Genomic DNA, 12,652 nt, shown 5'->3' with positions numbered 1-12,652 from the left:
TCTAGGAAATTTCTTCATTTTTTTACCTTAGATGCTTTGATGCTCCTTGTCGTGTGCTCACAAATCCTGCTTGCTCATAAAATGATTTCACTGGATTTGCCGACCAAAAGTTTAGTGAAAGATCAGCGAAGCCTTTTTCCAGCGCAACGTTTTCAGCAAATGCCAACAATTGTTTTCCAATATGCATCCCTTGGTACCGAGGGTCAACAGCGATCGCTGCAATTTCCAGCCACTTTCGTTCATGCATCATCGCATTTTGTGGCAAACGGACCTCTTGAAGATGCACAAAGCCACAAGGCTGTTCCGCCAACCAAGCGATAAAAAAGTGGTGGCTTGGCTCTTGCAGCTGCTGTGTGATTGCTTGTTCAAATCTTGACTGATCAAAGGGCTTAAAAATCGTTGGGTACCATTGATGGTGCTGCGTTTGGATCTCTTTATGAAACGTTGCTAAAAGTGTTTCATCTTGGCTAATTTTTATTTTGACTTGAGTCATTTTTTGTCACTTCCTCAACAACATTTACCGAGTACACGCCGAGAAGATGGACGTGTCCACCCAACAACTGAATCTCTTCAAAGGCATTTACAATCAGTTGCCACGGTTTGTCCATCACTAGATCGATCACGAAAAAGTATTCCCCTAAGGTGGTTTTTGACGGTCGCGATTCAATTTTGCTTAAATCAATTTCCCGCCAGCCAAAGGTTGCTAAGATTTTGTGCAAGATCCCCGGACGATTTGCTGGCAATGTCACAAAAATGGTTGCTTTTTCGGCTGTTTGTTCTGGTACTTCGGTGTTGGCTGTTTTCTTTGTCAAAACCCAAAAGCGGGTTTGATTAAAGGCAACATCTTGGATATTGGTTTCTTTGATCGTTACTTGATAAGCGAAAGCTGCTTCTTTGGAAGCAATCGCCGCAACTGCTTCTTCTGGATGTTTTGCTACGTAGGCTGCTGCAGTCGTTGTGGAAGCAACCGCCTCAACAGTAGCGCCAGCAAATCGGGCTTCGATAAAGTCGGCACATTGCGCCAATGCTTGCGGATGAGAAATTATCTTAGTGATGGGACGGTTGTCTTTTGCTGTTTGCTGAGAAACTAACAATTGATGATTGATCGGTAAAATAATTTCCTGTTCAATGCTCAACTGATTTTGACGAAACAGCGTATCAATCGTGGCATGAACAGACCCTTCTAATGCATTCTCATTGGGAACGACCGCTCGATCGATTACGCCGTTAGCTAGCGCTTGAATACAAAGAGGAATCGATCCATAGGGCATAAATGTATTTTCTGGATACGCTTCTTGCGCAGCTAAATACGTAAAAGAACTTTCAGGTCCTAAATAACCAATCTTCATTTTAGGCACCCGCTTTAGTTAAAATTTCCTGAACGATTTCTTGTGGTACTTTGTTTGTCGTTTCAACGATCAATGAAGCAGTTTCTTCATAAAGAGGGATCCGAGGTCGGTAAACAGCCAATATTTCTTCGGGTGTTTTCGAGACAACCAAGGGACGAATGCTACCAGTATCCGCCTTTAAACGGTGGATCAGTTCCTCGGGATCTGTTTTTAAATACACGACTAAGGGCATCTCTTTTAAAAGTTGACGATTTTCTTCTTTTAATACAATGCCCCCACCTGTGGAAATAATTTGTTCCTTTGCCAGGGTTTTTGCTAAAATATCCGTTTCGATTTTGCGGAATGCTGCTTCTCCATGTTGGTCAAAAAATTCTTGAATGGTCATGCCGATCTCAGCAACGATCAAGTCATCAAAATCCACATGGGACTGTTTCGTTTCTTCAGCCAAAAGACGACCAATCGTGGTCTTTCCGGCACCCATAAAGCCAATTAATATCACTTTTTTCACTCGCTGTCTCCTCCTTTGGCCAAACGCGCGACATCCTCAAAAAAATCAGGATAAGAAACTGCTACGGCTTCGGCTTTTTCTAATTCTACCTCTTCATCTGTCAATAAGGCGGCAATCTGTAACATCATACCAATGCGATGATCTCCCCGACTTGAGACCTTTCCGCCATGCAAAGGAGTAGGTCCGTTGATGATCAATCCGTCCTCGGTAGGAGTGATATCCGCCCCTAGTTTTCTCAGCTCTTCGGCAGTTGCATCAATTCTATTGGTTTCTTTTACTTTTAACTCCTCTGCATCTTTGATGACCGTTTTACCATGAGCTTGTGTAGCCAATAAGGCAATGATCGGTAATTCATCAATCAGACGCGGAATAATATCGCCGGCGATGGTTACTGCCTGCAAGGTAGAACTTTGAACAGTGAGGTCAGCCGACTGATTTTGATCATCTCGATTAGAAAAAGCAATCGATGCCCCCATTTCTTCTAACACATCAAGGATCCCTGTACGTGTCGGATTGATTCCGACATTTTCTAAAACGATCTCACTATCGGGCATAACCGCACCTGCAGTTAGGAAGAAGGCAGCGGAAGAAATATCTCCCGGAACGACTACTTCTTGGCCGTGCAGTGTTTGTGGGCCGGTTACGGTAATCGTTTTGCCTTGGGTGGTGATCACACCACCGAATTGACGGATCATTTCTTCAGTATGGTTACGGCTCGCCTCTTTTTCAATGATCGTCGAGGTACCTTGTGCTTGCAATGCCGCAAAAATCAACGCCGATTTTACTTGGGCACTTGCTACGGGCATCTGATAATTGATGGGATGTAATGAAGCCGTACCATTAATAGTGATCGGTGGGAACTCCGTCTGCTCATGACCTGTAACGTTTGCCCCCATTTCTCTTAATGGCAGCATCACGCGATTCATTGGTCGTCTATTCAATGAGTCATCACCGAATAAGGTGGTTGTAAATGGCTGTCCGGCCAAAATCCCCATCATTAAGCGAATTGTTGTACCAGAATTGCCGATATCAATTGGGTCTTGGGCAGGCTTAAGGCCATTAAAGCCCTGTCCTTCAATCGTGATCGTCTGACCGTCATCATGGATTGGAACTCCTAATGATTGAAATGCATGAAGAGTGCTATAGCAGTCTTCTCCCCGCAAGAAATTACGGACAGTCGTTGTTCCTTCGGCTAATGCCCCGAACATGATACTGCGATGCGAGATCGATTTATCGGCGGGAACAGCTATCGTCCCTCTTAAATGTGTTGCTTTTTTTAGTTTCATCGCGGCCTCCTATTTTTTTCGACATGAATAGGTCGTCTTTTTTTGAATCAGCTGCTCTGCTTGCAGCAAATCATTTTGCGTTTTGAATGAAATCTGTAAAACACCAATGATATCTTCTCGAGTTTCAAGAATTTTTAAGTTGATCAAAGAGAGCTGATGATCGCTCAATAGCCCCGTCACTTCAGCGACAACACCGGGATGATCCGGTACATCGATGAATAGATCGTAGAATGCCGGGATCGCTCCATTTTGATGAATCGGCAATTGGTCCCGTGTTTCCTTCGCGGATTCAAAGAACCGAAAGATCGCCGTTTCGTCTTTTTCCTGCAACCAGTGAGCCATGGTCATCATTTGTTTTTGCCACTCATCGATCAGCTGCAGCAGTTCCTGTCGATTACTCAATAAGATATCGGTCCACATACGAGGGTCTGAAGAAGCAATGCGAGTGATATCGCGAAAACCGCCTGCTGCGAGTTGCTGTGCTCTAGGGTGTTCATGGTTGAAGGCATCTGCCTGATTGACTAATCCTGAAGCAATAATATGGGGCAAATGGCTCAACATCCCCGTGATTTGATCATGTTCTTGCGGAGCAAGTGCCACATACTTGGCCCTCGTCCCTCGAAAAAGCACCTGTAATTCTTCCACCCGCTGACTTTTCGTCGGCGTAAAGATGTAGTAAGCATTCTCAAAGAGATTCTCATCGGCTGCTGTGATCCCGGATTTATGAGAACCAGCCATCGGATGGCCCCCAATAAAATCAAAGGAAAAGGACTCGGCAAATTGCGTAATTTCTGCTTTGGTACTGCCTGTATCTGTCACCAGGACTGAAGGCTTTAGTGAAAGGGTCCCAAGTTGAGCAAGATACGTTTTGGTGATCTCTACCGGCAATGCCAACAAGATCACGTCGGCACGAACAGCACCCTCAGAAAATGAAGGAGGTACTTCGTCTACTAAACTTGTTGCTAATGCGATCTCATTGGTTTTACGACAGTGATCCCACCCCATTAGATGGGTTTGGGGATGTGACTTTTTAATACATTTTGCTAAGGAAGCGCCGATCAATCCTAAACCGGCGACGAAGATATTTTGGTTCATGAAAAGAATCCTCATTTCTACTGGAATTTTTGCTGTTTCTTTAATCAGTAGGTTAACAAGTATTCCCGATACGCCTTAACAGATGCGGTCAATTCTTCGAAAGAATCACTTGGAAACTTTTCTAATAGTTCATTGGCCACCACTGTTGCCACCACACTCTCACAAACAACACTGGCTGCCGGAACGGCAGTGCTATCCGAGCGTTCCACACTAGCTTTATACGGTTCTTTGCTGTCAATATCCACACTTTGCAACGGCTTGTACAAGGTCGGGATCGGCTTCATAACCCCGCGAACCACAATTGGTTCCCCGTTCGTCATGCCGCCTTCAAACCCACCTAGGTTGTTGCTGCGACGGGTGTAGCCTCGTTGTTCGTCCCATAAAATCTCATCCATGACTTTTGAACCTGGTAAAACACCGGCCTCAAAACCAACACCGAACTCAGCCCCTTTAAAGGCATTGATACTGACCACGGCTTGGGCGATCTTCGCATCAAGTTTTTTGTCCCATTGCACGTAACTACCAAGACCAGCAGGAACCCCGCCAACAAGCACTTCCACTACGCCGCCGATCGTATCACCATTTTTCTTTGTTTGATCGATCAACTGTTTGATTTCTTCCTCGACAGATGGATCTAAGACCCTTACTTCCGAGGCTTCCGAGCGCTGTGCGATTTCTTTGACGGTCAACCCTTCAGGAATTTCTGCTTTGATGCCGCCTAACATCGTTACATGACCTGCCACATCGATGCCGAGTTCCTTCAAAATTTTCTTCGCGATTGCGCCGATGGCTACCCTCATGGTCGTTTCCCGGGCAGATGAACGTTCCAAGACGTTTCGTAGATCTTGATGATGGTATTTCATCCCGCCGACTAAGTCAGCATGACCAGGTCTTGGTCGTGCCACTCGTCGTAACTTGCGGTCTTTTTCTGGTACTTCTTCGATCGCCATGACCTTAGTCCAATTTTTCCAATCTTTGTTCTCGACCACTAAAGTCACAGGAGAGCCTAATGTTTTTCCATGACGGATACCGGAAGTGATACGGACTTGGTCTTTTTCAATCAGCATCCGTCCCCCACGGCCATAGCCGGTTTGTCGTCTCGCTAATTCAAAATTAATGTCTTCTGCTGTTAATGGCAATCCTGCCGGTAACCCTTCGATAATGGCGGTCAACTCTGGTCCATGTGATTCGCCTGCTGTAATATAACGCATGATCCGTTACCTTCCTTTCTTATAATAGGTAGTCTTTGATTTCTTCCGTGGGAATCGTCACGATTTTTGCCTGACCGATCCCTTCTAAAAGAATGATCTTTAATTGTTGCCCACGGGCTTTTTTATCATGAGTGATTGCTTGGTATAATTGCTCTTTCTCAATTTCTCTTGGCGTGGTCGGCAAATGAAATTTCTCAATCATTTTCGTTAACTGCGCGGTGGTCCCTTTTGGTGTTAGTCCAATGGCTTCAGCATGACGGGTGATCATAATCATCCCCATCGCAACGCCTTCTCCGTGGCTAGTCTCAAAAGCAGCCGTTCTTTCTAATCCATGACCAATCGTATGACCGAAGTTCAAGGTTAAGCGACTGCCATGATCAAAGGGATCTTCTTCCACTACTTTTTGCTTTACTTTTAAAGAAGCTGTGATCACTTTTTCAGCATGGGCCAAAAGATCGACTTCATCTTTCAAACCTGCTAACGTTTGCCAAAGTTCAGGATCCGCAATAGCGGCTGACTTAATGATTTCAGCGATGCCTTCTTGCACACGTTTAAGGGGCAAACTTTTAAGCAAATCCGGATCGATCATCACGCCGACTGGTTGGGCGAATGTGCCTACGAGATTCTTGGCACTACTAGTATTTACAGCTGTTTTTCCGCCGATACTTGAATCGACCTGTGCCAATAACGTCGTCGGAATCTGCAAGAAATCAATGCCTCGCATATACGTAGAAGCAACAAATCCTGCAAGATCTCCAATTACACCGCCACCAAGAGCGATGATTCCATCGCTTCTAGTCATCCCTGATTGAGCAAGACGGTCATATAAAAAAGCAGCTTGTTCAAGGGATTTACTGTTTTCGCCAGCCGGCACGGCTAACAGTGTTGCTTCAAAGCCTGCGGCAGATAATGCTTCGATGATGTGTTCGCCATACAGGGGGGCGACATTGCTGTCAGTAATGACGGCAATGCGCTGTTTGTTCCATAATTGCTGGACCCAGGTTCCGACTTCTTGAAACGCCCCACGTTTGATGAGGATGTCATAGGAATGTTCTTCTAAATGGATGTGTAGCATTGATTATTGCACCTCTTTTATTGGTTGTCTTAGCGCTTAGTCTTGCAACGCTTTGATTTCTTTCATCGCTTTTTCCATGATATGGACTTCTTTCATCATATTCATGTATGTTTTTTCGTTTAACGATTGCGGACCATCAGACCATGCATTGGCTGGATCTGGGTGGATCTCAACGATCATGCCATCGGCGCCGGCAGCAACGCCTGCTCTTGCCATTGGTGGTACGAGACCCCAAATGCCTGTTCCATGACTAGGGTCAACGATGATCGGGAAGTGGCTCAGTTTTTTGATGATTGGTACCGCACTTAGATCAAAAGTATTACGGGTCGCTGTTTCGTAAGTTCTGATTCCGCGCTCAATGAAAATCACTTCACTTTTATCTTGGACGGCGATGTATTCCGCTGCATTCAACCATTCGTCGATCGTCCCAGAGATGCCTCGTTTAAGGCCAATTGGTTTACCAGTTTTTCCAACTGCAGCTAGCAATTTGAAGTTTTGCATGTTCCGAGCACCAATCTGCAAAATATCACTGTATTCCGCAACCATATCGATATGTCCTTCGTCCATGACTTCTGTGATGACTTTCATACCTGTTTCATCGGCTGCTTGACGAATGTATTTTAACCCTTCTTCTTCAAGCCCTTGGAAGGCGTATGGTGAAGTCCGTGGTTTGAAAGCACCCCCACGTAAGATTTGTGCACCACCAGCTTTGGCAATTCGGGCACATTCACGAATTTGGTCTAAGCCTTCAATCGAGCACGGACCAGCCATTGTGACAAAGTTGCCATCACCGATTTTTACGCCATCTACATCAACAACCGTATCTTGTGGATGGAATTCACGAGAGGTCAACTTGTAGGTATTTGAGATCCGAATGGCATCTTCGACACCTTCGTAGCTGCGAAAAGCGACATCTTGGATGCGGCGTGTATCTCCTTTTAAGCCGATAACAACCTGTTCTTTTCCTTGGTTGACTTGAACATCCAACCCTTCTTTTTTGATTCTTTTTACAACGACTTCAACTTGTTCTGGGGTAGCACCTGGTTTCATAATTACGATCATTTTTTCTTCCTACTTTCGTTTTTTATTTTTTACATGGATTCAATGAGTGCTTTTACTTTTTCAACGGGCATCTCTTGGCCGGTCCAAAGTTTAAATGCAGCTGCACCTTGATACAGCAACATACTTAAGCCGTTTGCAGTTTTGGCCCCGACTGCTTTCGCATCTTTCAAAAGCTGCGTTTCTCTTGGATTATAGATGACATCATAGACAGCTAATGATTCCCGCAAGAGGGTTTTGTTTTTCAGAGGACTCACCGTATCATTCGGCTTCATCCCCACGCCAGTAGCATTAACTAAAAGGCTGCTTTGATCGATGGCTGATTTTAAAGCCGTCTGATCTTCTAAATCCGCTAATGTGATTTCACAGGCGGTCTTTTCTGCGATCTGTGTCAATTTATCCTGGATGATTGGATAAAACTCATCCTTGCGGTTGAAGACATGGATCGTTTTGACACCGTCTAGTGCGGCTTGACTAATGATCGCTGTCGCTGCACCACCCGCACCGATCACGGTCATGGTGTCGCCAATGATCGACACTTGAATGTCTTCAAGTGCGCGCATAAAGCCGATGCCATCTGTATTGTGCCCAATCAATCGTCCCTCTTGATTGACGATTGTATTGATTGCGCCGATCAGCTCTGCTGCGGGTGAGCATTCATCCATCAACGGTACTGCCGCCATTTTATGGGGCATTGATAGATTGACACCTAAGAGATCCAACTGACGGATGCTTTGAATACTGGCTGCCAAATTATCCGGCTCAACATCAAAGGCCAGATACACGGCATCGATCCCTTGTTCTTCAAAAGAAAGATTGTGCATTGCTGGAGAGATGCTGTGTTTGGCTGGTTTGGCAAACAGTGCCGCCAACCGTGTGTGACCGGTTATCATTTGTTTCATCTGGTTCATTCCTTTCAACAAAAAAAGATGTCCACCGTAAATTTAAGAATCTACAGTGAACACCTTCAAACATTACATATCGGCAAAGCCAGATATGTGAATATAAAAAATAGCCACTATAGATTTTACGATCTACGTGGCTGCGAATTCATTACGAAATGCTCTAGCCATCATAGATACAAACTTAGCGTTTGTACCCATGCTTTCATGAATACAAACCTATCTAAAATAGCTAAAGTAATATTTATTCAGTTGTGTGGGGTTCGTTAGCAATAATTTTTGCATAGTCCTTCGCTCCAAACTGATGTAAGATTGACCTAAGTATAGGTTTAACTTTGAAAGATGTCAATGATTTTTTCTTATTTTTTTCATTTATTTGATTAATTTTTTTGAAAACACCGTTCTATCAAGGGTTTTATAAGTCGTCTTCAAAGAACAGTAATAGTTCTGGTAAACTTAAGCGCGCTTTTTCATCTGCTGAAAGATCCTTGACGATTTCCCCTTTTCTAAGCAGGATCAGGCGATCTCCGTATTTTAATGCATCTTCCATCCGATGGGTGATCATGAGGCAAGTTAGATTTTGTTCTTCTACCCTTTTTGCAGTGATCTGCATCAGCTGCTTGGAAGTTTTCGGGTCTAAGGCAGCCGTATGTTCATCCAACAACAATAGTTTAGGGGTTTGGATCGTTGCCATCAATAAACTTAGTGCTTGTCGCTGACCACCGGATAAACTACCCGTTGGCGTATCTAAATGATTTTCCAATCCATTGCCGATTTCTTTACAAAGGGCATAGAACGATTCTCTTTGTCCTTGCAGTTGACGAAGACCTAGTGACCGTTTTTGCCCTCTTTTTTGTGCTAACAACAGATTTTCTGCCACTGTCATACGAGGAGCCGTCCCCATTTTCGGATCTTGGAAGACTCGTGCCAAAAAGCGGGCGCGTTTTTCTTCCGAAAGCGTGGTCACATTTTGATCATCGATGGTCACTTGGCCACTCGTTAAAGGCATGGTACCAGAGATGCAGTTGAATAACGTGCTTTTGCCGGCCCCATTTCCTCCCACAACCGTAACGAATTCACCGGGTTTTAAAGAAAGATCGATTTTGTTCAAGAGTACTTTTTTCTCATTCGGTCCGTTGCCGACAACTTTAAAGGCTTTTTTTAAGGCTAACATTATTCATCCTCCGTTTCAAAACCAGTGCGCAGATGCAGGGCTTGTTTAAATTGAGGGATCAACAAGCAGATCGTCAAGACGATGGCCGAGAAGATTTTCAAGTAAGTCGTATCAAAACCAGCTTTGATCACAAATAGGATCAATAATTGATAGATGATGCTGCCGATCACGATAGCGATCAAACGTTCTAGCAAGGTCAATTCGCCATATAACACTTCTCCAATGATGATGGATGCCAATCCAATCACGATCACACCGATTCCCTTACTGATATCGGCATAGCCGTCGTTTTGAGCGATCAATGCGCCTGAAAGTGCGATCACGCCATTAGAGACGATCAGACCGATGATTTTCATTCGATCCGTATTAATCCCCATCGACTTCGCCATATGTTCATTATCCCCTGTAGCAATATAAGCTTGACCCAAGTTGGTATGAAAAAAGTAAACCAGTACGCCACCGATCAATAAGACCATGATCAGCCCGATAATGACGGTATCATAATAATTCGGTAAGTTCATTTTAGTAAAGAAATCCTGGATCTTGGGCTGGTTTAACAGCGACAGATTAGGAGACCGCATGACAAACAGCATCACCGAGTTCAATGAAGACATCACCAGGATACCAGCCAAAATCACGGGAATTTTGCCTTTTGTATAAAGAAGTCCGGTCACACATCCGGCACACATCCCAGCCAATACTCCTAAACAAGTCGCTAAGACGGGGGAAACCCCATGGGTGATTGCTGTCACACAGACAGCACCGCCTAGTGGAAAGGACCCTTCCGTCGTCATATCCGGGAAATTCAAAATTCGATAGGTCATAAATATCCCTAAACCAAGGATCCCCCAAAGTAGTCCTTGCCCAATTGCTGAAACAATCATCATTTTTCCTCCATTTTCTTACATGTTTTCGCTTTCAAACCCTCGTCGTGATCCTAGATGGTCTTAAGATTCTTGATCACTCATCACTTGCTTCAGTTTCTGGCGTCGTTGTAATCAATTTTGCCTCGTCTTTGAGATTTTCTGGGATAGTGATGCCCAATAACTGCGCTTGTGTTTCATTAATGATCGTCTCGCCATCGCTGAATGTATAGATCGGCGTTGTCGCAGGCTCGGCTGTCCCGTCAAGAATTGCTGCCACCATCTTTCCAGTTTCGACCCCAATCGTAAATTGATCTTGCCCAACCGTCGCTAAGCCGCCTTGTTCCACCATCGTATCAACAGACGTGATGATTGGCGTTTTTGATTTATTGGCTTCTTGAACCACGGTCTGCATAGCATTTGCGATCGTATTGTCTAAGGGAATATAGATAAAGTCGACTTCTCGTGCCATCACTTGCACCATTTGCGCAATTTCATTACTTGAAGGAACGGCATACGCTTTGCTGGTCAAGCCATTTTCTTCGGCAGCAGCTTCTGCTTCTGCCACTTGGTATTTCGAATTGTCCTCGGTCGAAGAATACAAAATACCGACTGTTTTTGCCTCTGGCAGCAAATCTTTTGCTAGTTTGATTTGTGCAGCTACTGGTGCTTTATCTGAAACGCCAGTGATATTGCCGCCGGGTTGGTCCATATCTGCCACCAGATTGGCCCCAACTGGATCAGTGACCGCCCCTAAAACGATTGGTACATCCTGAGTGACATTCGCCAATGCTTGTGCTGCGGGTGTTGCGACCCCAACTAAAACGTCGGCATCTTTATTTAGCAGCTGCTGGCTCATCGTTGCCAATTTGCTTTGATCCGCTTGGCCGTTTTGGAATTCGATTGTCAAGTTGTCCCCTTCGGTATAGCCTGATTCTTTAAGGCCTTCTTTGATCCCCTCGGTGATCGCATCCAATGCTTCATGGCTGACAAATTGTAGGATCCCAACTGTTTTTTCAGCTTTCTCTACTGGTTCTGAAGCCTCACTGGCTTGATTGGTCCCACTTCTCATTCCTAACTGATAGACGAAGGTCGCTCCTAAAAATAATAAAATAACGGCAACTGATGCAATTAATCCCTTGTTTTTCATTTTTTATTCTCCTTTTTCTGCTTACATTTTTCGAGTTTTTCTTTTTATGGTTTTTGAGAACAAAAAAAGCAACTGCCTATGTGACGGCAATTGCAAGTAAGCAAAAGCCGCATAGAAGCTTGTCCTATGCGGCGATAAATTCAACTACCAGCATAGATACAGCACTTTAGAAGGTTCTCTAAAAAGTTGTATCTATGGAATGAGGTTCCATCAATACAACTATCTACGCCAGTTTTGCCATGATTTCACTTGCAATGGAATAAATAGTTTCATGATTGTTCCTCCTTCTCAACTTGTTTTCTTTCTTGATTGAATTCAGTTTAGCTTATTGATAAAAAAACGTCAACAATTTTCTGTCAAATTGTCAGATTTTTTTATCAATCATTGGCAGAAGTACGAATCGTCCACATCGGTAAACGATTCAATTCTGGGATAAATTCCGTCGTTGGCTGGTCAAATGAATCAAAGGTAAAGCGATTTTTTTCGACTCCTTCTTCATAAAAGACAAAGGTTACTTTATCAGGATCAATATCATATTCATTGGAGAAAAAAGCCGCATCATAGACGATTGGATAATAAAAAAATGTCCGATTCATTTCATCTTCTTGTGCTTGGATCAGATCAAACACTTGATCCAACTGAGCACCACTCGGTTTACTATACATCACAGAAATCGCTCTTGTTTCGCGAATCGTCTTGTCAGCTGTCAGATAAGGCAATGGTTGTACTTTTTCTGAAGGTAGCTTATCAAAAGCGATCCGATCCACTAGAGAAGCGTTGATACGATTTTGAGAAAAGACGATCAAACCGGCGAAAATCAAAGCGAAAAGAATCCCCCCGATCAGCGTGAAAATCGTTTTTTTCTGATCTCGGTAGAGATCATCTAAAAAAGCTTGCCAGCTTTCTACTGCTTTTTCTTTCGTGTAATGAACAAAGCTTTTCACTTGTTCCATAATTTGCCCACCTTTTTAAAAATACTA

General features: G+C 44.0%; 13 protein-coding genes. All 13 read right to left on the bottom strand.

All coding sequences use genetic code 11. From position 1 onward, the window contains the following. Positions 1-22: 22 nt before the first annotated feature. Complete coding sequence (locus IGI78_RS08295) at positions 23-493, bottom strand: GNAT family N-acetyltransferase (protein ID WP_195265130.1); 471 nt, start codon at positions 491-493, stop codon at positions 23-25. Then, positions 468-1,349: a prephenate dehydratase gene (gene pheA / locus IGI78_RS08290; protein ID WP_195265132.1), complete on the bottom strand. Its 882-nt coding sequence runs from the start codon at positions 1,347-1,349 to the stop codon at positions 468-470. The genes IGI78_RS08295 and pheA overlap by 26 nt, the downstream gene beginning before the upstream one ends. Before the next feature lies 1 nt (position 1,350). Next, on the bottom strand, positions 1,351-1,857 hold the full coding sequence (locus tag IGI78_RS08285) for a shikimate kinase (protein WP_195265134.1): 507 nt from the start codon (positions 1,855-1,857) through the stop codon (positions 1,351-1,353). Continuing rightward, positions 1,854-3,143 (bottom strand): 3-phosphoshikimate 1-carboxyvinyltransferase, encoded by a 1,290-nt coding sequence (gene aroA, locus IGI78_RS08280; protein WP_194194552.1) that lies wholly within the window; start codon positions 3,141-3,143, stop codon positions 1,854-1,856. Before aroA ends, IGI78_RS08285 begins: the two co-directional genes overlap by 4 nt. Before the next feature lie 9 nt (positions 3,144-3,152). Further along, positions 3,153-4,238 carry a prephenate dehydrogenase gene (locus IGI78_RS08275; protein ID WP_229045506.1) on the bottom strand — a complete coding sequence of 362 codons (1,086 nt, stop codon included), beginning with the start codon at positions 4,236-4,238 and terminating at the stop codon, positions 3,153-3,155. A 44-nt stretch (positions 4,239-4,282) separates the two neighbouring features. Further along, positions 4,283-5,449, bottom strand: coding sequence for a chorismate synthase (gene aroC, locus IGI78_RS08270; protein ID WP_194194550.1), 1,167 nt, complete (start codon positions 5,447-5,449; stop codon positions 4,283-4,285). Positions 5,450-5,468: 19 nt separating this feature from the next. Beyond that, entirely contained in the window at positions 5,469-6,524 is a 1,056-nt protein-coding gene (gene aroB / locus IGI78_RS08265; RefSeq protein WP_194194549.1) for a 3-dehydroquinate synthase, read from the bottom strand. A 36-nt stretch (positions 6,525-6,560) separates the two neighbouring features. Then, positions 6,561-7,586 (bottom strand): 3-deoxy-7-phosphoheptulonate synthase, encoded by a 1,026-nt coding sequence (gene aroF / locus IGI78_RS08260; RefSeq protein WP_195265136.1) that lies wholly within the window; start codon positions 7,584-7,586, stop codon positions 6,561-6,563. A gap of 29 nt (positions 7,587-7,615) precedes the next feature. Next, the gene (locus IGI78_RS08255; protein WP_194194548.1) at positions 7,616-8,485 is read right to left on the bottom strand and encodes a shikimate dehydrogenase; all 870 of its coding nucleotides are present in this window, start codon (positions 8,483-8,485) and stop codon (positions 7,616-7,618) included. A 415-nt stretch (positions 8,486-8,900) separates the two neighbouring features. Further along, the gene (locus IGI78_RS08250) at positions 8,901-9,659 is read right to left on the bottom strand and encodes an ABC transporter ATP-binding protein (protein ID WP_081118659.1); all 759 of its coding nucleotides are present in this window, start codon (positions 9,657-9,659) and stop codon (positions 8,901-8,903) included. Further along, positions 9,659-10,543, bottom strand: coding sequence for an ABC transporter permease (locus IGI78_RS08245; RefSeq protein ID WP_081118660.1), 885 nt, complete (start codon positions 10,541-10,543; stop codon positions 9,659-9,661). The genes IGI78_RS08250 and IGI78_RS08245 overlap by 1 nt, the downstream gene beginning before the upstream one ends. Positions 10,544-10,619: 76 nt before the next feature. After that, positions 10,620-11,672, bottom strand: coding sequence for a tryptophan ABC transporter substrate-binding protein (gene trpX, locus IGI78_RS08240; RefSeq protein ID WP_142424872.1), 1,053 nt, complete (start codon positions 11,670-11,672; stop codon positions 10,620-10,622). 377 nt (positions 11,673-12,049) lie between these two features. After that, on the bottom strand, positions 12,050-12,625 hold the full coding sequence (locus tag IGI78_RS08235) for a hypothetical protein (RefSeq protein ID WP_077453382.1): 576 nt from the start codon (positions 12,623-12,625) through the stop codon (positions 12,050-12,052). Positions 12,626-12,652 lie beyond the last annotated feature (27 nt).

It is taken from the genome of Enterococcus sp. DIV1767, assembly GCF_050542585.1.
GTDB lineage: Bacteria > Bacillota > Bacilli > Lactobacillales > Enterococcaceae > Enterococcus_D > Enterococcus_D innesii.
This window is presented reverse-complemented; position numbering and strand designations above follow the sequence as displayed.

Coding starts and splice junctions, on each gene's coding strand:
- aroB (WP_194194549.1), bottom strand. CDS start 6,524: ATGCTACACATCCATTTAGAAGAACATTCCTATGACATCCTCATCAAA.
- IGI78_RS08295 (WP_195265130.1), bottom strand. CDS start 493: ATGACTCAAGTCAAAATAAAAATTAGCCAAGATGAAACACTTTTAGCA.
- aroA (WP_194194552.1), bottom strand. CDS start 3,143: ATGAAACTAAAAAAAGCAACACATTTAAGAGGGACGATAGCTGTTCCC.
- aroF (WP_195265136.1), bottom strand. CDS start 7,586: ATGATCGTAATTATGAAACCAGGTGCTACCCCAGAACAAGTTGAAGTC.
- IGI78_RS08250 (WP_081118659.1), bottom strand. CDS start 9,659: ATGTTAGCCTTAAAAAAAGCCTTTAAAGTTGTCGGCAACGGACCGAAT.
- IGI78_RS08255 (WP_194194548.1), bottom strand. CDS start 8,485: ATGAAACAAATGATAACCGGTCACACACGGTTGGCGGCACTGTTTGCC.
- IGI78_RS08245 (WP_081118660.1), bottom strand. CDS start 10,543: ATGATTGTTTCAGCAATTGGGCAAGGACTACTTTGGGGGATCCTTGGT.
- pheA (WP_195265132.1), bottom strand. CDS start 1,349: ATGAAGATTGGTTATTTAGGACCTGAAAGTTCTTTTACGTATTTAGCT.
- aroC (WP_194194550.1), bottom strand. CDS start 5,449: ATGCGTTATATTACAGCAGGCGAATCACATGGACCAGAGTTGACCGCC.
- IGI78_RS08275 (WP_229045506.1), bottom strand. CDS start 4,238: ATGAACCAAAATATCTTCGTCGCCGGTTTAGGATTGATCGGCGCTTCC.
- trpX (WP_142424872.1), bottom strand. CDS start 11,672: ATGAAAAACAAGGGATTAATTGCATCAGTTGCCGTTATTTTATTATTT.
- IGI78_RS08235 (WP_077453382.1), bottom strand. CDS start 12,625: ATGGAACAAGTGAAAAGCTTTGTTCATTACACGAAAGAAAAAGCAGTA.